The organism is Amycolatopsis roodepoortensis, assembly GCF_014873915.1.
GTDB classification, from domain to species: Bacteria; Actinomycetota; Actinomycetes; order Mycobacteriales; family Pseudonocardiaceae; genus Amycolatopsis; species Amycolatopsis roodepoortensis.
Map to the genome: position 1 here is coordinate 1,160,232 of NZ_JADBEJ010000008.1, position 17,904 is coordinate 1,178,135.

The following is a 17,904-nucleotide window of genomic DNA, read 5'->3' on the forward strand; positions in this document are numbered from 1 at the left end:
TTACGTAGCGTGCCTTTCCTATGGCAGCAAAGCGGCCGTTAGGTACCGTCTCTCGGTCGAACCCGGCAGCGTCGCCGGGTCGCTTTCTTCGGACCATCCGCTGGATCAGCGGGGAGGGAGACACACGTTGCGTCGCATGCGTGGAACCGCGCTGGCCGCCGCCGCCATGGCCGGTGCACTGGTACTGGCCGGGTGCGCGAAGGATTCAGGTGCGGGGAACAACAACAACGCGAGCACTGGGGACCAGTCCGCCAGCTGCGTGACGGCGCCGAAGCCGCCTGCCGCGGCGGCCGCCTCGACCAGCTCCAGCCAGGCCGGTGAGAAGGTCGACGGCAGCAAGCTCAAGGTCGCGCTGGCCTTCGACGTCGGCGGCCGTGGCGACGCGTCGTTCAACGACTCCGCCGCCGCCGGTACCGACAAGGCGAAGGCCGAGCTCGGTGTGACCACGGTCAGCGAGAGCACCGCCGCGTCGACCGAGGACGAGGCCGCGAAGTCGCAGCGTCTGGACCAGCTCGCCGCACAGGGCTTCAACCCGGTCATCGCGGTCGGCTTCGCCTACGCCAAGGCCGTCGGCGCCGTCGCGCCGAAGTACCCGAACACCCAGTTCGCGATCGTCGACGACGACTCCGTCAAGGCGCCGAACGTCACCCCGCTCGTCTTCGCCGAGGAGCAGGGCTCGTTCCTGGCCGGTGTCGCCGCGGTCTACAAGTCCAAGAAGTGCCACGTGGGCTTCGTCGGTGGTGTGAACACGCCGCTGATCCAGAAGTTCGAGGCCGGCTTCCTCCAGGGCGTGAAGGCCGCTTCGAGCAAGGCCAAGGTCGAGGACGAGTACCTCACCCCGGCCGGTGACTTCTCCGGGTTCCAGGACCCGCCGAAGGGCAACGCCAAGGCCAACGCGCAGATCTCCAAGGGCGCGGATGTCCTGTACCACGCCGCCGGGGCCTCCGGTAAGGGCGTGTTCGAGGCCGCGAAGTCGGGCAACGCGCTCGCCATTGGTGTCGACTCCGACCAGTACAACCAGAAGACGGTCGAGGCGTCGAAGGACGTCATCATCACCTCGATGCTCAAGCGCGTCGACGTGGCGGTGTTCGACTACCTGCGCGCGCTGGCGAAGGGCGACCTGTCGTCGCTGCCGAAGCGGTTCGACCTCAAGGTCGACGGCGTCGGCTACTCCACCTCCGGTGGCAAGGTCGACGACATCAAGGACGTCCTCGACGGCTACAAGGCGCAGATCGTCTCCGGGGCGATCACCGTCTCGGACAAGCCGCAGAAGTAAGCTCCACCAGGCAGCAGGGCTCGGAAGGTCGACCCTTCCGAGCCCTCACCTGTTTAACTCCCAGACTGGATGGCTTTTTCATGAGCGCTCCCCAGGCCGAGGTCACCGACGCCCCCGACCGGGGTGAACCGGCCGTGCAGCTGACCGGGATCACGAAGCGGTTCCCCGGTGTCGTTGCCAACTCCGACGTCAACCTCACCGTCACCAAGGGCGAGGTGCACGCCGTCTGCGGCGAGAACGGCGCGGGCAAATCGACCCTGATGAAGATCCTCTACGGCATGCAGCAGCCGGACGAGGGCGACATCGCGATCAACGGTCGGCCGGTGAAACTGCGCAACCCGCAGGACGCCATCAAGACCGGGATCGGGATGGTCCACCAGCACTTTATGCTGGCCGACAACCTGACCGTCGGTGAGAACGTCTTCCTCGGCGCGGAGAACCTGCACGGCATCGGCCGCGCGGCGAGGGCGAAGCTGGCGGAACTCGCCGAACGCGTCGGCCTGCGCGCCCGCCCGGACGCGCTGCTGGAAGAGCTCGGCGTCGCCGACCGTCAGCGTGTGGAGATCGTCAAGGTGCTCTACCGCGGCGCGCGGATCATCATCCTCGACGAGCCCACCGCGGTGCTCGTGCCGCAGGAGGTCGACGCGCTGTTCGAGACCGTCCGCGCCATGCAGAAGGACGGCTTCACCTTCATCTTCATCTCGCACAAGCTCGACGAGGTGCGCGCGATCGCCGACACGGTCACCGTGATCCGCCGCGGCACCACCGTCGGCACGGCCGATCCGAAGACGATCACCTCACGGCAGCTGGCCGAGATGATGGTCGGTTCGGAACTGCCGACACCCGAGACCCGTGAGTCCACTGTGACCGATCGGCCCGTCCTCCGCCTGGACGACGTGTGCCTGAGCGTCGAGGGTTCCGAGCGGAACGTGCTCGACCACATCTCCTTCACCGTGCACGCGGGCGAGGTGCTCGGGATCGCCGGTGTCGAAGGCAACGGCCAGACCGAACTCGTCGAAACGATCATGGGCATGCGCAAGGGCGGCGGCCGGATCGAACTGACCGAGGTCGACGGCAAGGTCGTCGAGCTGCACAAACTGGGGACGCTCGCCCGCCGTGAGGCCGGGATCGGCTACATCGCCGAAGACCGTACGCGGCACAGCCTCCTGCTCACGCAACCCTTGTGGGTCAACCGGATCCTCGGTTACCAGACCCGCGAGCCGGTCGCGAAAGGACAGTTGCTCGACATCGCCGGCGCGCGTGAGGACACCCGCCGCATCGTCGAGGAGTACGACGTCCGCACGCCGGGCATCGACGTCCCGGCCGCCGCGCTTTCGGGTGGTAACCAGCAGAAGCTGATCGTGGGGCGCGAGCTTTCCGGTGATCCGGTGCTGCTGATCGCGTCGCATCCGACGCGCGGTGTCGACGTCGGCGCGCAGGCCTTGATCTGGGAACAGATCCGCCAGGCGCGCGCGGCCGGGCTGGCCGTGCTGCTGGTCTCGGCCGACCTCGACGAGCTGATCGGACTTTCCGACACCATTCAGGTCATGCTGCGCGGACGACTGGTCGGCGAGGCCGACCCCGCGACCGTGACCCCGCAGGAACTGGGCTCCGCTATGACGGGTGCCTCCGAAGACTCCGAAGAAGGTGCAGCGTGAGTTCCTGGCGTACGAGGCTGCTGCCGCCTCTGCTCGCGATCGTTTTCGCGGTCATCCTGACGGCCATCGCGCTGATCATCTCGGGCGCGGATCCGCTCCAGGCCTACGGCACGATGGTCGGCCAGCTCTTCAAGGGCTCGACGGCCGTCGACACGGTGAACCTCGCGACGGTCTACTACCTGTCCGGGCTCGCGGTGGCCATCGGCTTCCAGATGAACCTCTTCAACATCGGTGTCGAGGGCCAGTACCGGTTCGCCGCCATCGTCACCGCCATCATCGGCGGGGCGCTGCAGCTGCCGCCGGTGATCCACGTGCTGGCGATCCTGGTCGTCGCGGTGCTCAGCGGCATGCTGTACGCGGCCATCCCGGCCGTGCTGAAGGTGACCCGAGGCGTTTCCGAGGTCATCTCGACCATCATGCTGAACGCGATCGTCGGCGGCATCGTGGCGTTCCTGGTCAACGCGGACCAGTTCGGCGTGCAGACCGGCAACAACATCGCCACCCGTGAGATCGCCGAGACCGGCCGGATCCCGGGTATCCCGATCGGGTCCGGAGAGCTGTTCGGCTTCGTGATCATCGCGGCGCTGATCGGCGGGGCCTACTGGTTCATGCTCAACCGGACCCGGTTCGGCTTCGAGCTCAAGGCCTCCGGCGAATCGACGACGGCCGCCGCGGCGGGTGGCGTCAACGCCAAGAAGATGACGCTGATCGCGATGCTGCTTTCCGGTGGCGTCGCCGGTCTGGTCGCGATGCCGGAACTGCTCGGCCGCGACTTCAGCTACGGCATCACCTCGACCCAGATGTACGGCTTCACCGGTATCGCGGTCGCCCTGCTCGGGCGTAACCACCCGGCCGGGATCGCGCTGGGCGCCCTGCTTTGGGCGTTCCTCGACCGGTCCGCCGTTTCGCTGGAACAGATCAACGTGTCCAAAGAGATCGCCACGATCATGCAGGGCGTGATCGTGCTGTCGGTCGTCATCGCGTACGAGATCGTGCGCCGCGCGGACCTGGCCGCCGAACAGCGTCGCGTCGGTCGCGCGCTGGCAGGCAACGGCCGCAAGGGTTCCAGCGTGTCCGAGGGAGGTGCGGTGTGACCACCGCGGACGTTCTTTCGCCCAACACGGGCGGGACCACCATGCCGGTGAAGCCGCCGAAGCGCCGAATCCCCGGCTGGCTCAAGGGCGCCATCTGGGGTCTGCTGGCGGTCGGCGTGCTCGCGATCGCGTCGTACGCCACCGGCGTCAACACGCTGACCTCGACCAACACCGCGCACACCGCGTTGCGGCTGGCGCTGCCGATCCTGCTGTGCGCGCTCGGCGGGCTCTGGGCCGAACGCGCGGGCGTGATCAACATCGGCCTCGAAGGCATGATGATCCTCGGCACCTGGGGTGCGGCGTGGGGCGCGTACCACGGCGGGGTCTGGGCCGGGCTGATCGCGGCGGTGGTGTTCGGCGCGCTCGGCGGGCTGCTGCACGCCGTCGCGACGGTGACCTTCAACGTCAACCACATCGTCTCCGGTGTGGCGATCAACCTGCTCGGTCTCGGGGTCGCGAAGTACCTGGCGAACCTGGTGTTCACCCCGCTTTCGGGTAACCCGCGCCAGTCGCCGCCGGTGCCGAAGTTCGACACCTACTCGGCGACGTTCCTCTCGGATTGGTTGTCGGACCTGGAGAAGATGCAGCGCGTCTTCATCTCCGACCTGGCGGGCATCCTCAACGGCCTGGTCACCGAGGTCGCGCCGCTGACGATGATCGCGATCGCGCTGGTCCCGATCAGCTACTTCGTGCTGTGGCGGACGCGGTTCGGCCTGCGGCTGCGGTCCTGCGGCGAGAACCCGGTCGCGGCCGAGTCCCTCGGCGTGAAGGTCTACCTGCACAAGTACGTCGCCATGATCATCTCCGGTGGGCTCGCCGGAATGGGTGGCGCGTCGCTCGTGCTGCTCGCCGGCGGTGCGGACTACCTGGAGAACCAGACCAACAACCGCGGGTACATCGGTCTCGCGGCGATGATCTTCGGCAACTGGCGGCCGGGTGGCCTGCTCGGCGGCGCGGCGCTGTTCGGTTACGCGGACGGCCTCCAGCTCGCCGGTGGCGGCACCGCGGTGCTCGCGCTGCTGTACGGCGCGGTGATCCTGCTGGCCGTGATCGTGGCGGTGCAGTTGTTCCGCCGTCAGTGGATCGCTTCCGCGCTCGGTGTCGTCGGCGCCGTCGCGCTGTACGCGATCTACTGGACCAACGACGACCTGCCCAGCGACCTCATCCCGTACACCGCGCACTTCGTGACGCTGATCGTGCTGGCGGTGGCTTCGCAGCGGCTGCGGCCGCCCAAGGCGATCGGCGCCACCTATCGGCGAGGTGAGGACTGACATGGCGGAGTACGACTGGGAAGCCTTGCGGGCTCAAGCCGTTGAGGCGGCGAAGTCGGCGTACGCGCCGTACTCGGGTTTGCGCGTGGGCGTCGCCGCTGTGGTGGACGACGGTCGGATCGTCGTCGGCTGCAACGTCGAAAACGCTTCGTACGGCTTGGGAATGTGCGCGGAATGCACGATGGCGGGGCAGTTGCGGCTGACCGGCGGCGGCAAGCTCGTCGCCGTCGCGTGCCGCAGCGGCGCCGGTGATCTGCTGATGCCGTGCGGGCGCTGCCGTCAGATCCTGTTCGAGCACGGCGGATCCGACTGCCTGGTGGACACCCCGAGCGGCATCCTGCCGATGTCGGCGGTGCTGCCGGACGCGTTCGGGCCGGACGACCTGCCGTGAGCGCGTTCGCCGCCGTCGACGTCATCCGCGCGAAGCGGGACGGCGGACGGCTGTCCGACGAGCAGATCGACTGGACGATCGACGCGTACACACGCGGCGACCTCGCCGAGGAACAGATGGCCGCGCTCGCGATGGCCATCTTCCTGCGGGGGATGGATTCCGGCGAGATCTCGCGCTGGACCGGCGCGATGATCTCGTCGGGGGAGCGGCTGGATCTGAAGGTCAGCCGTCCGACGATCGACAAGCATTCGACGGGCGGGGTCGGCGACAAGATCACGCTTCCGCTGGCTCCGCTCGTCGCGGCTTGTGGCGCGGCCGTGCCGCAGCTGTCCGGGCGCGGGCTCGGGCACACCGGCGGGACGCTGGACAAACTGGAGTCGATTCCGGGCTGGCGTGCCTCTTTGTCGACTTCGGAGATCGTCCGGCAGCTCGAAGAGGTCGGCGCCGTCGTCTGCGCGGCGACTTCCGGGCTGGCTCCGGCGGACAAGAAGCTGTACGCGTTGCGGGACGTGACTTCGACGGTCGAGTCGATTCCGCTGATCGCGAGCTCGATCATGAGCAAGAAGATCGCCGAGGGTTCGGCCGGGCTCGTGCTCGACGTGAAGACGGGTTCGGGTGCGTTCATGAAGACGCTTCCGCAGGCTCGTGAACTCGCGCGGACGCTGGTGGAGATCGGCACCGCGCACGGTGTCGCGACGACGGCGCTGATCACGGACATGAACGTGCCTCTGGGACACGCGGTCGGCAACGCGATCGAGGTCGCGGAGTCGGTCGAGGTGCTGCGTGGCGGCGGTCCTTCCGACGTCGTCGAGCTGACCGTGGCCTTGGCGCGGGAGATGCTGGCGCTGGCCGGATTGTCCGATGTGGACCCGGCGGCGGTGTTGGCTTCCGGCCGGGCTTACGAGACGTGGTGCCGGATGATCGCCGCTCAGGGCGGGGATCCGGAGGCCGCTTTGCCGCGGCCTCGCCATGTACACGTGGTTCCGGCGCCCGCCGATGGGGTTTTGTCGCGTTTGGACGCTTATGCGGTCGGGGTCGCCGCTTGGCGGCTCGGGGCCGGGCGGGCGCGCAAGGAGGACCCGGTGCAGGCCGCGGCCGGCGTGCTGTGCCTGGCGAAGCCGGGCGATGCCGTGTCGGCCGGGCAGCCGCTGCTGGAGCTGCACACCGATACGCCGGACGCTGTCCCCTCGGCTCTCGCTGCGCTCGAAGACGCCTACGCGGTCAGCTCCGCTGGGCCTTCGGCCTCCGCTTCGCTCGTCCTGGAGACCGTGCGGCCCTGACCTGCGTTTAGCGGGCTAAACGCGATCCGGTGGCCGCCCGCGTCCCTGCTCGCGCCCCCCGGTTGTCCTGAAGGGCACCTTCGAGACGTTGAGCGTCCCAAAGGTGCCCTTCGCGACGTTCTCCGGACCCACGCGTTTAGTCCTCTGGGTGCGGTACTTGCGCGTGCAACCACCGCACCCAGAGGACTAAACGCGAGGGGTGCGGCGGCCTGGGGACACCCGTGCCTGCCGACCGGCCGGATCGCGTTTAGCCCGCTAAACGCAGGTGGGTGGCCGTGAGGGGGCCGGATCGCGATTAGCCCGCTAAACGCAGGTGGGTGGCCGCGAGGGTGGCGGATCGCGATTAGCCCGCTAAACGCAGGTGGGCGAGCGTGAGGGGGCCGGGTCGCGTTTAGCCCGCTAAACGCAGGTCGGGGGCGGATCGCGATTAGCCCGCTAAACGCAGGTCGGTGCGGGGAGCCGAGCCGGAACAGCGTGAAGGCCCCCTTCCCTCGGCTCAGCCGAGGGAAGGGGGCCTTCACACGCGAAGCGAAGAGAGCGTCAGTCCGAGGACTCGTCGGCGCCGTCGGCCTTCGCCTTGGCGTCGGCCGCCTTGGGCGCCCGGCCGTTGCGCGAGCTGCGGCGCGGCTGACGCGGGGCGGGCGGCGGCGGCGAGATCTGCTGCATGGCCGGGCCACCACCGAGCATCAGCTCCGCGAAGGTCGCCATGGCCTCGTCCAGCTGGCCGCCGATGCGGCGCACGGACTCGTCGTTGCTCTTGCGCACCAGCGAGTCGACCGAGTCGGTGTCCGGCTGCTTCTGCAGCGTGCTCTCGACCTTCGACAGGCCGGAGCGGATCGAGCCGTCGAGGTCGCCGAGGCGCCCGGTGAAGCCGTCCTCGACCTTGTCGAGCCGCTCGGCCAGATCGTCGAGCCGCGAGGTGACCTTCTCGAGGCGGTCGCCGAGGCCGTCGAGTCGCTCCGACGCGTCGATCATCTCGCCGGTCTCGGTCAGCGCGGTCTTGAGCGCCTCGGTGTTCGCGGTGAGGCTTTCCTTGGTCGCCTTGTCGAGGTTCTCGACGCGGGTGCGCAGCTCGCGGTCGACGGTGTCGACGCGGTCCCGCAGGGTCGACTCGGCCTGCTCGACGCGCTCGCGCACCGGGCCGATCACCGACTGCGGCAGCGCGTCGGTCTTCACGTCCTGCTTGTCGAGATGCGCGCCGAGCTCGTCGAGACGGCGGTGGATGTTCTGGAGCTTGTCCTCGAGCCCGTCCATCCGGCCCCCGACGCCTTCGAGGCGCGCGGCCATCCCGTCGAGGCGGCCGTCGAGCTGAGCGAACGGCTTGGCCAGCTTGTCGACGATGCTTTCGACGGCGCGGGTCAGCGCGGCGATCGCGGTGTCCTGCGCTTCGAGCCGCGACATGGTCTCGTCGAGACGTTCGGCGAGCACGCTGGTCTCGGTGCGGTCGGGCATCTCCGAGAGCCGCTTGCGCACCGCGCCGAGCGAGTCGACGGGGGCCAGACGTGCGTAGATGTCGTCGAGCGCGTCGAAGATCTGCTGCTGTTCGCTCTCACGCACTTCGGCCGCGCGCACCAGCATGTTGCGCATCCGGTCGAAGGACGGGGCTGCAATGTGGTTGTCAGTGGTCACTGCGGTGTCCTTCGTGGGCGGGGAAATGGGAGGGACGTGACGTGAAGCTTATCCATTGCGGAATTGCTCTGCGTATGGCCCCCGGGTATCGGACAATGCCGAGCTCTGCCCTGATGGCCGATTCAGCCGGTGATCCACAAAGCCGAGGGTTAAGTCAAGCATGAGACTTACCGCCATGTAGGGGAATGACAGGCTGGTTACCGTTACGTATGTCCTCTGAAAGCAGCAGACCACGCGTCCCGGAGGCGGTACTGGCCCGCGCTCCCAAGGTTCTCCTCCACGACCACCTGGACGGCGGATTGCGGCCGGTCACGGTCGCCGAGCTCGCCGAGCGGACCGGGTATCAGGCCTTGCCGACCACCGATCCCGTCGAACTCGGCCGATGGTTTCGCGACGCGGCCGATTCCGGCTCCCTCGTCTCGTACCTTGAGACGTTCGCGCATACCTGTGGCGTGATGCAGACCGAGGAAGCGCTGGTCAGAGTGGCCGCCGAAGCGGTGGAAGACCTCGCGGCCGACGGCGTCGTCTACGCCGAGGTGCGTTACGCCCCCGAACTCTTCGTCGAACGCGGTCTGTCACTCGATGCGGTGGTCGAGGCCGTTCAGGCCGGATTCGCCGAAGGTGAACGGAGAGTGGCGGACGGCGGCGGCCGGATCCGCGTCGGGACGTTGCTCTGCGCGATGCGCCAGCACGCCAGGGCGCTCGAGATCGCCGGGCTCGCCGTCCGCTACCGCGACGCCGGCGTGGTCGGGTTCGACATCGCCGGACCGGAAGACGGATTTCCGCCGACCAGAAATCTCGACGCATTCGAGTTCCTGCGGACGAACAATGCGCATTTCACGATTCATGCCGGGGAGGCGTTCGGGCTCGCGTCCATTTGGGAGGCGATTCAGCATTGTGGCGCGGAGCGGCTGGGCCACGGCGTGCGCATCGTCGACGACATCAAGACCGACAGCAACGGCACGGTCCATTTGGGACGGTTGGCCGCCTACGTCCGCGACCGGCGGATCCCGCTCGAGATCTGTCCCACGTCCAATGTCCAGACGGGAGCGGCGCGCTCGATCGGCGAACATCCCATCGGCCTGCTCGCCAGGCTGCGGTTCCGGGTCACCGTCAACACCGACAACCGGCTGATGAGCGGCTGCTCGATGACCAGCGAATTCGCGGCCCTGAGCGAGGCCTTCGGCTTCGGGTTGGCCGATCTCGAGTGGTTCACGATCAATGCGATGAAATCCGCCTTCCTCGATTTCGACCAGCGGCTCGACATCATCAACACGGTCATCAAGCCCGGCTACGCGGCCTTGCGTTAGTTAGCACCGGCAACTATCGTTCACTATGTAGGAGTTGTATTCCAAATAGTGGAACGGTGGCGAAGATGACGCAGGTCGTGGACGTGAGGATCGGCGGCAAACGACGCTGGCTCATCCTCGCGCTCGGCCTCGCCGCGCAGACCGCGAGCTGTTCGTTCCTTTACGGGATCCCGTTCCTGGTGCCGTCGATGCAGCGCGCGGAGGGCCTTTCGCTCGCCGAAGCGGGGACCGTGGTCGCGGCGCCGAGCCTTGGCCTGTTGTTCACCTTGATCTTGTGGGGTGCGGCGGCGGACCGTTACGGAGAGCGTTTGGTAATGGCCATCGGGCTCGGCGTCTCGGGGTTACTCCTCGTGTACGCGGCCGCCGGTGACCACTCGCTCGGGACCCTCTTTGGAGTGTTCCTGCTCGCCGGCGCGAGCACCGCGTCAGTGAACGCCGCGAGCGGCCGGGCCGTCCTCGGCTGGTTCGGCCCGGACGAGCGCGGCTTCGCGATGGGCATCCGCCAGATGGCCCAGCCGCTCGGGGTGGGCGTCGCGGCCTTCGGGCTTCCGCCGCTCGCCGACCGCTGGGGTTTCCAGGTCTCGCTCATGCTGCCCGCGCTGACCGCGATCGGCGTCGCGCTCCTGGTCGCCTGGCTGCTGGTCGATCCGCCGCGACCGGAGACCCCGGCGGGCAAGACGGCGAAACCGCCGTCGCCGTACCGGAAGCCGGCGTTGTGGCGGGTCCACGGCGCGAGCGCGCTGCTGGTCGTCCCGCAGTTCGCGGTCTCCGCGTTCACCCCCGTGTACCTGGTGACCGTGCACGGCTGGACGGCGGCGTCCGCGGGCTGGTTCGCCGGCGCCGTCCAGATCCTCGGTGCGCTGGGCCGGATCGCGTCGGGTTACTGGTCCGACCGCGCGGGCAGCAGGCTGCGGCCGATGCGGCAGCTGGCGGTCGCGAGCGCGGCGGTGATGCTGCTGGTCGCGCTCGGGGACGCGACGTGGCCGTGGCTGGTGCTGCTCGCGCTCGTGCTGGCCGCGGTGATCACCGTGTCCGACAACGGGCTCGGGTTCACCGCGTCGGCGGAGATGGCCGGGCTCGCGTGGGCGGGGCGGGCGATGGGCACCCAGAACACCGGGCAGAACATCGCCGCGGCACTGACGCCGCCGCTGCTGGGCTTGGTGATCGGCGATTCGCGGTACGCGCTGGCGTTCTGCGTGGCCGCGGTCTTCCCGGCGCTGGCCGTGGCAGTGGTGCCCGTCAGACACGAAAAGAGCCCCTCGGGACGAACCTGAGGGGCCCCTTCACGGGTTGGATCAGACGACCGTGAGCCGGTTCTCGAAGGTCTCGACCAGCTTGCGCCATTCCGACTGCTCGGCGTCGAACGGAGCGCTCGGCTCGAGACGCGACGGGTCCGGCCGCAGCACGAACGACACCAGCCAGCCGAGGCTTTCGTTGGCGGCCAGCGCGGTTTCGACGCTGTCGTCTTCGGCCCACTCGGCGGCGTCGGTGATCAGCTCGACGGCCAGCTCCAGCTGCGTCGGGTCGATCGACTCCGGGCCCTCGGCGATGTCCTCGGCGATCCCGTTCAGCACGTAGGTGTTCTCGGTGTCGACCTCGATCTCGAGCTCGCCCGCGGTGGCCTTCGTGGTCACTTCGTCCCAAGTGGACACTTCGGCGAGGTCGTTGCCCGCCAGGTCCTTGCCGTCCGCGATCGCGCGGATGAGGGCCTTCTCGGAGGTGAAGACGTCGATCTCGCCTTCGCTGCCGAGGAAGATCGGCTTGTCGTCGAGGTAGCAGCGCAGCGTGTAGTACTCGGCGCCGGAGGTGATGATCTTGATCGGGTCGATGCCGACCTCGCCCCAGAAGCCGACGGGCTCGTCGTCTTCCTCGTCCTCGTCGTCGACGTCCACGAGGTCTTCGTCGACGGCGGCCGCTTCGGCTTCGGCGGACTCCGCGAGGAAGGTCGCGAGCTCCTCCGCCGTCTGCTCCAGCACCTTCTCGTCGACGTCGGGGACGGTCACGAGACCGTCGATCGCGTCGAGCACGGTGTCCCACTTCTCGGAGACCGCCTGCGACAGGTCCGCCCAGAGGCGCTCGCCGTCACGGCCGGAGAAGGGCAGCGTGCCCTGGTCCAGCAGCGAGAAGCTCTCGTGCGCGTCGAGGACTTCGTGGACCTCTTCGAGCTCGCACACGTCCGCGAGCGAACGCACGATGCCGATGATCTCGGCCAGCTCGCCGAGCGTCCACTGGTCCGGCTTCTCGGCGACCAGTTCGGGGACGCCGACCAGGTCGTAGGTGTGGTCGTCGTCCGGGATGAGCTCGGGCACGTTCAGCGCCGGGACGACCTCCCACGCGGGGTGGTCGAGCAGGTCGTGCTGCTCGGAGGTCCGCACGAAGGCGGCGAGATGCGCTGCGTCCGGGAAGGCGTACAGGTCTTCCTCGTCGCCGAGGAAGGCTTCCCACTCCTCGCCGTCTTCCCGCCAGCGCGGCGCCCAGAGAGTGACGACGTCACCCTGAGGCAGGCCGAGTTCGATCGGGATGATGTCCTGTGCCATTCCTTTAGCCCTCTCGGATTACCGCCTGTGTGCGCGGCCGGGTGATGGTGCCCGGAAGGTGCGCGGTACCGCGAAGCCTACGGGTTTCCGCCGATGGGCGCGATCACCCCTGGGCAAGAAGCGACCAACGGATGGCACGATAGGTCCTCTGATGACACTTACAGACCTCCTGCCTGCGGATCCCGACCCCGACTCGCTGTTCGAAGCCTTCTCCACCTGGACGGCCGAGCGCGGGTTGGAGCTGTACCCCGCGCAGGAAGAGGCCATCATCGAGGTGGTCTCCGGAGCGAACGTGATCCTGTCGACGCCGACGGGCTCGGGAAAGAGCCTGGTCGCCGTCGGGGCGCACTTCACCGCGCTCGCGCACGGCCGCCGCAGCTACTACACGGCCCCGATCAAGGCGCTCGTCTCGGAGAAGTTCTTCCAGCTCATCGAGATCTTCGGCGCCGAGAACGTCGGCATGATGACCGGTGACTCGGCGGTGAACGCCGACGCGCCGATCATCTGCTGCACGGCGGAAATCCTGGCGAACATGGCGTTGCGGTTCGGTGCCGACGCGCCGGTCGGCCAGGTCGTCGCGGACGAGTTCCACTTCTACTCGGAGCCGGATCGCGGCTGGGCCTGGCAGGTGCCGCTGCTGGAGCTGCCGAAGGCACAGTTCGTGCTGATGTCGGCGACGCTGGGCGACGTCTCGTTCTTCGAAAAAGATCTCACCCGCCGGACCGGCCGCCCGACCGCGGTGGTCACCTCGGCTCAGCGGCCGGTGCCGCTCACCTTCCGCTACGCGCTGACGCCGTTGCACGAGACGATGTCCGAGCTGCTCAACGGCGGGCAGTCGCCGGTCTACGTCGTGCACTTCTCGCAGGCCGCGGCGATCGAGCGCGCGCAGACGCTGATGAGCATCAACGTCACCTCGAAGGCGGAGAAGGAGGCCATCGCCGAGATGCTCGGCGACTTCCGGTTCTCGGCCGGGTTCGGGAAGACGCTGTCGAGGCTGGTCCGGCACGGGATCGGCGTGCACCACGCCGGCATGCTGCCGAAGTACCGGCGCCTGGTCGAGCAGCTCGCGCAGGCCGGGCTGCTGAAGGTGATCTGCGGGACCGACACGCTCGGCGTCGGCATCAACGTACCGATCCGCACGGTGGTCTTCTCGGCGCTGACGAAGTACGACGGCGTGCGGCAGCGGCATCTCAAGGCACGTGAGTTCCACCAGATCGCCGGCCGCGCGGGCCGCGCCGGGTACGACACCGACGGCTACGTCGTCGTGCAGGCGCCGGACCACGTCGTCGAAAACGCCAAGGCGCTGGAGAAGGCCGGCGACGATCCGAAGAAGAAAAAGAAGATCGTCCGCAAGAAGGCGCCCGAAGGGTTCGTCAACTGGACCGAGAGCACCTTCGACCGGCTGATCGCGGCCGAGCCGGAGCCGCTGACGTCGAGTTTCCACGTCAGCCACTCGATGCTGCTGAACGTCATCTCCCGGCCGGGCAACGCGTTCGACTCGATGCGGCATCTGCTGGAGGACAACCATTCCGACCGTCCCGCCCAGCGGAAACTGATCCTGCGCGCGATCGCGATCTACCGCGCGCTGCTCGCGGCCGGGGTCGTGGAACGGCTCGACGAGCCCGACGAGCAGGGCCGGATCGTCCGGCTGACCGTGGACCTGCAGTTCGACTTCGCGCTGAACCAGCCGCTTTCGCCGTTCGCGCTGGCCGCGATCGAGCTCCTCGACGTCGACTCGCCGTCCTATCCGCTCGACGTCGTGTCCATTGTGGAATCCACAGTGGACAATCCGCGTCCGGTGCTGTCGCAGCAGCAGTTCAAGGCGCGCGGCGAGGCCGTGCAGGCGATGAAGGCCGAGGGCATCGAGTACGACGAGCGGATGGAACTGCTCGAAAACGTCACGTACCCGAAGCCGCTGGAGGAACTGCTGGAGGCGGCGTATTCCCGCTACCGGCAAGGGCATCCGTGGGTCGAGGACTACGAGCTCAAGCCGAAGTCCGTCGTGCGCGACATGTACGAGCGCGCGATGAACTTCGTGGAGTACATCGGTTTCTACCAGCTGGCGCGCTCGGAAGGGCTGGTGCTGCGGTACCTCACCGACACCTACGACTCGTTGCGGCACACGGTTCCGGACGAGGCCAAGAACGAGGGGTTGCAGGACCTCATCGAATGGCTCGGTGAACTGGTGCGCCAGGTCGACTCCAGTCTCCTCGACGAGTGGGAAGCCTTGCGGCATCCCGAAGAGGAAGGCCCGGTTTCGACGCGGCCGCCGTCCGAGCCGCCCGCGGTCACGCGGAACGAGCGGGCGTTCCGGGTGCTGGTGCGCAACGAGTTGTTCCGCCGGGTGGAGCTGGCGTCGCGGCGTGCCTACGACACGCTGGGCGAGCTGGACGCCGCTTCGGGCTGGGACGCGGACGCGTGGGAAGACGCCATCGAGGACTACTTCGACGAGCACGAGACGCTAGGCATCGGGCCCGACGCGCGCGGGCCGAAGCTGCTGATCATCGAGCAGGAGAAGGAGATCTGGCGGGTGCGGCAGATCTTCGACGATCCGGCGGGCGACCACGACTGGGGCATCAGCGCCGAGGTCGACCTGGCGGCTTCGGACGAGGCGGGCTCGGCGGTCATCCGGATCACGGCGGTGGACCAGCTGGGACTTTCGGCCGGGTAACGAGCAGCAGCCGCCGGCGCCGGACCAGCTGGACGACCAGCACGATCAGCGACAACGCCGGCAGCGGATAGCCCAGGAGCAGGCCCACCGTGATGTCGGTGAGCGGCGCGAAGACCGCGGCGACGAACACCCACGTCGGCGCGGTCGGCAGCTTCGCGCCCGAGCGGACCTTGCTCCACGGCTTCGCCACCGAAAGCCACGCCTGGAAAGCCAAAGCGCTCGCCATCAGCGCGGTTCCGGCGATCAGCGCCATCGGCGGCGGCTCGCTGCCGACGGAATCCCATAAAGCGCCCGACAGCAGGAAGATCCCGGCGTAGAGCTGGACGAGCGTGATCGCGAACTTCGCCAGCACCCACCAGTGCCGGGCGAACCCCCACGCCGTCGCCGCGGCGAGCAGGAAACCGGTGAACGCCGACGCGTTGGCGAGCGGTGCCAGCAGGAACGTGTCGATCTCGTGCGCCATCGAGGTCGCGGCGACGCGGATCGCGCCGTCCTCGCTCGCGCGGCCGATCGCCAGGAGGGTGAGCAGCGCGAGAGCCTGCCCCATCCAGCCGACCGAAGTGACGACGTGCAGCCATACGGTCAGCTGCCGCCAGGTCCTCGTCCCCATGCCGGACACGGTCGCCTGGGCGACCGGTCCGGCGCATCGGGGACGACCCTGAAATCACACCGGAAGGGGAGGGAAGCAGGACTGGGCGTCGTGGCCGTCGAACCAGAGGCCGACCATGAACGCCATCGTCGCTTCCATGAGCGGGGCCCGGTCGAGCCCGCCCGCGACCAGCGGAACGCATCCGATGTCGCGGACCAGTTCGCTCACTTCGCCGACCTTGTCGCCGCAGATCGGCACCGCCAGCGGACGGCCGCCGAACACCGGCGGAGTCATCCGCCAGACGTCCACGTGGCACAGGTTGAACGCCTTGACCACGTGCGCATCCGGTGCGGCCGCGGCGATCCGCGCGGCCTGATCGGGGACCGTGAGCGTGGCGCCCGGGCCGACCGCGTTGGTGCAGTCGATCAGCACCTTCCCGGCGAGATTCCCCGCTGCGGCAAGGACTTCCGTCACCGACGCGGCGGGAAGGGCGAGCAGGATCACGTCGCTGGCGCGGGCGGTCTCCTCCCAAGTCCCCACCCGCGGGGAGATCCTGGCGGCCTTGGCCCGGTCGCGGGCGGCGACCATCACGTCGTGCCCGGCCCTGGCCCACTGGCCGCCGAGCGCCTCCGCCATCCCGCCCGCACCGAAGATACCGATACGCATGTGCTGCTCCCTAAGATCGAGTGGACAGCACGACGGTAGAAAGCCGCGCGGGTACCGAATGGTTACCGGAGGTCCGATGAACGACGTCTTCCTCGCCGATTGCCGTGCCCGGCTGGCCTTCGACCTGATGGCGAACACGTGGAACCCGGTCGTGCTGTGGGCTTTGCGCGATGGACCGCTGCGCCCGGCCGAACTGCGGCGACGGCTCGGCGGGATCAGCACGAAGGTGCTCACCGAGACCGTCCGGCGGCTGGAGTTCAACGGGCTCGTCCACCGGCGCGACTGCGGGCGGACGGCGAAGGTCGAGTACTCGCTGACGGATCTCGGCACTACGTTGCTGGGGCCTATCGAGGCCTTCGGGGAGTGGGCGTTCCGGCACGGCGACGAGGTGATGGCGGCGCAGGACGAGGCGGGCCGGTTACGCGATCTCGCGTGATTGAGCGGCGATCTCGCGTGATTGGAGGCGCAACTCGCGTGATTGGGGGCGTAACTCGTGTGATCGGCTAGGCGAGCGGGCGCGCCTCGGCCAGCTTGAGCAGCGGGACGGCCGCGGCGGCGTCGGTGATCAGCGTCGAGACCATGCCTGAGCGCAGGACGGCGTCGATCGCTTCGGCCTTCGGTTCCGTGTAGCCCAGCGCGATCACTTCGGGGACGGCGAGCAGGTCCTCGGCGCTGATCGCCAGCACGTGGTGGGCGAGCCCGGTGGACATCGGGTTTCCGTCGGCGTCGAACAGGCGCGCGGAGACCTCGGCCGTGGCGCCGCGTTTCGCGATCGCGCTCCGCTCGGCCTCGTCGAGCGCGTCGTAGACCGTCGACTCTTCGGGTTTCCACGCGCCGATGCTGACGACGGCCTTGGTCAGGTTCTTGAACTGTCCGAACGTCTCCGCGATGCCGGGCTGCCTGCGCAGCGTTTCGGTGGTGCGGCGGTCGGGGAGGACGAGCGGGCCGAAGATCGGGTACGGCTCGCCGCCGGACACTGACGCGACGCGGCTGACCGTCTCCACCGACCGGTCGCGCATGTCCATCCCCGCCTGCACCCCGCACAGTTGCACGATCGGGCATTTCGGCAGTGACTCGATCGCGTCGGTCATCGCGTTCACCGAACGTGCCCACGACAGGCCCAGGACGTCGCCGGGAGTGACGATCTCGGTCAGGAGGCGGGCGGCGAGCGTACCGATCTTGCGCCGCGCCACTTCGCGGGATTCCGGCTCCGGCGCTCGTTCGAGCACGAGGACCCGGTCGAGCCGGTACGCCGCGCGGATCTCCTCGGACAGCACGAGATCGACCGGCGCCGGCAGCCGGAACTCGACCCGGACGATGCCGCTTTCCCTGGCCGTGTCCAGCATTCGCGCGACCTTGAACCGGCTGATCCCGAACTCGTCGGCGATCTCGAGCTTCGACGCGCCCTGCTCGTAGAACCGCCGGGCCACCGCGGCCAGGCGAAGCGACTCCACCAGCCCAGGGCCCTGCTTCCTCGCGCTCATATGAGCACTATAACGCGAAATCAACCCGAAAGGTTGACGTAACAACAG

At 68.4% G+C, this 17,904-nt stretch carries 15 protein-coding genes; 10 read left to right on the plus strand and 5 right to left on the minus strand.

Annotated features, from left to right (window positions below):
* Window positions 1-136 precede the first annotated feature (136 nt).
* The 6 genes from H4W30_RS43380 to H4W30_RS43405 all read left to right on the plus strand — a co-directional run bounded on the left by H4W30_RS43380 (window position 137) and on the right by H4W30_RS43405 (window position 6,970).
* A complete protein-coding gene (locus H4W30_RS43380) occupies window positions 137-1,276 on the plus strand; it encodes a BMP family lipoprotein (RefSeq protein ID WP_192747934.1) in 1,140 nt (379 codons plus the stop codon).
* A gap of 80 nt (window positions 1,277-1,356) precedes the next feature.
* The gene (locus H4W30_RS43385) at window positions 1,357-2,934 is read left to right on the plus strand and encodes an ABC transporter ATP-binding protein (protein ID WP_192747935.1); all 1,578 of its coding nucleotides are present in this window, start codon (window positions 1,357-1,359) and stop codon (window positions 2,932-2,934) included.
* Window positions 2,931-4,028: an ABC transporter permease gene (locus H4W30_RS43390; protein WP_192747936.1), complete on the plus strand. Its 1,098-nt coding sequence runs from the start codon at window positions 2,931-2,933 to the stop codon at window positions 4,026-4,028. The genes H4W30_RS43385 and H4W30_RS43390 overlap by 4 nt, the downstream gene beginning before the upstream one ends.
* The gene (locus H4W30_RS43395; RefSeq protein ID WP_192747937.1) at window positions 4,025-5,299 is read left to right on the plus strand and encodes an ABC transporter permease; all 1,275 of its coding nucleotides are present in this window, start codon (window positions 4,025-4,027) and stop codon (window positions 5,297-5,299) included. The genes H4W30_RS43390 and H4W30_RS43395 overlap by 4 nt, the downstream gene beginning before the upstream one ends.
* Before the next feature lies 1 nt (window position 5,300).
* Window positions 5,301-5,690, plus strand: a complete 390-nt coding sequence (locus tag H4W30_RS43400) for a cytidine deaminase (RefSeq protein ID WP_192747938.1) — start codon at window positions 5,301-5,303, stop codon at window positions 5,688-5,690.
* Window positions 5,687-6,970 (plus strand): thymidine phosphorylase, encoded by a 1,284-nt coding sequence (locus H4W30_RS43405; protein WP_192747939.1) that lies wholly within the window; start codon window positions 5,687-5,689, stop codon window positions 6,968-6,970. The genes H4W30_RS43400 and H4W30_RS43405 overlap by 4 nt, the downstream gene beginning before the upstream one ends.
* 540 nt (window positions 6,971-7,510) lie before the next feature.
* Here the strand turns inward: H4W30_RS43405 and H4W30_RS43410 are convergent.
* A complete protein-coding gene (locus tag H4W30_RS43410; protein WP_192747940.1) occupies window positions 7,511-8,599 on the minus strand; it encodes a PA containing protein in 1,089 nt (362 codons plus the stop codon).
* A gap of 209 nt (window positions 8,600-8,808) precedes the next feature.
* Here H4W30_RS43410 and H4W30_RS43415 point away from each other — a divergent pair, with 209 nt between their 5' ends.
* The gene (locus H4W30_RS43415) at window positions 8,809-9,909 is read left to right on the plus strand and encodes an adenosine deaminase (RefSeq protein ID WP_192747941.1); all 1,101 of its coding nucleotides are present in this window, start codon (window positions 8,809-8,811) and stop codon (window positions 9,907-9,909) included.
* A gap of 65 nt (window positions 9,910-9,974) precedes the next feature.
* A complete protein-coding gene (locus tag H4W30_RS43420) occupies window positions 9,975-11,183 on the plus strand; it encodes an MFS transporter (RefSeq protein WP_192747942.1) in 1,209 nt (402 codons plus the stop codon).
* Window positions 11,184-11,204: 21 nt separating this feature from the next.
* Here H4W30_RS43420 and H4W30_RS43425 read toward each other — a convergent pair whose 3' ends face one another.
* Window positions 11,205-12,446, minus strand: a complete 1,242-nt coding sequence (locus H4W30_RS43425; RefSeq protein ID WP_192747943.1) for a primosomal protein — start codon at window positions 12,444-12,446, stop codon at window positions 11,205-11,207.
* Between the two features lie 151 nt (window positions 12,447-12,597).
* On the opposite strand from H4W30_RS43425, the gene H4W30_RS43430 reads away from it, so the two are divergent.
* The gene (locus tag H4W30_RS43430) at window positions 12,598-15,117 is read left to right on the plus strand and encodes a DEAD/DEAH box helicase (protein ID WP_192747944.1); all 2,520 of its coding nucleotides are present in this window, start codon (window positions 12,598-12,600) and stop codon (window positions 15,115-15,117) included.
* On the opposite strand, the gene H4W30_RS43435 is transcribed toward H4W30_RS43430, so the two are convergent.
* Window positions 15,080-15,727, minus strand: a complete 648-nt coding sequence (locus tag H4W30_RS43435; RefSeq protein ID WP_192747945.1) for a hypothetical protein — start codon at window positions 15,725-15,727, stop codon at window positions 15,080-15,082. The two genes, H4W30_RS43430 and H4W30_RS43435, sit on opposite strands and share 38 nt — an antisense overlap.
* A gap of 54 nt (window positions 15,728-15,781) precedes the next feature.
* Window positions 15,782-16,510 (minus strand): NADPH-dependent F420 reductase, encoded by a 729-nt coding sequence (locus H4W30_RS43440; RefSeq protein WP_378234223.1) that lies wholly within the window; start codon window positions 16,508-16,510, stop codon window positions 15,782-15,784.
* Here H4W30_RS43440 and H4W30_RS43445 point away from each other — a divergent pair.
* Window positions 16,449-16,808 (plus strand): winged helix-turn-helix transcriptional regulator, encoded by a 360-nt coding sequence (locus tag H4W30_RS43445; RefSeq protein WP_192747947.1) that lies wholly within the window; start codon window positions 16,449-16,451, stop codon window positions 16,806-16,808. The two genes, H4W30_RS43440 and H4W30_RS43445, sit on opposite strands and share 62 nt — an antisense overlap.
* 67 nt (window positions 16,809-16,875) lie before the next feature.
* Here H4W30_RS43445 and H4W30_RS43450 read toward each other — a convergent pair whose 3' ends face one another.
* The gene (locus H4W30_RS43450) at window positions 16,876-17,856 is read right to left on the minus strand and encodes a sugar-binding transcriptional regulator (protein ID WP_192747948.1); all 981 of its coding nucleotides are present in this window, start codon (window positions 17,854-17,856) and stop codon (window positions 16,876-16,878) included.
* Between the last annotated feature and the right edge of the window lie 48 nt (window positions 17,857-17,904).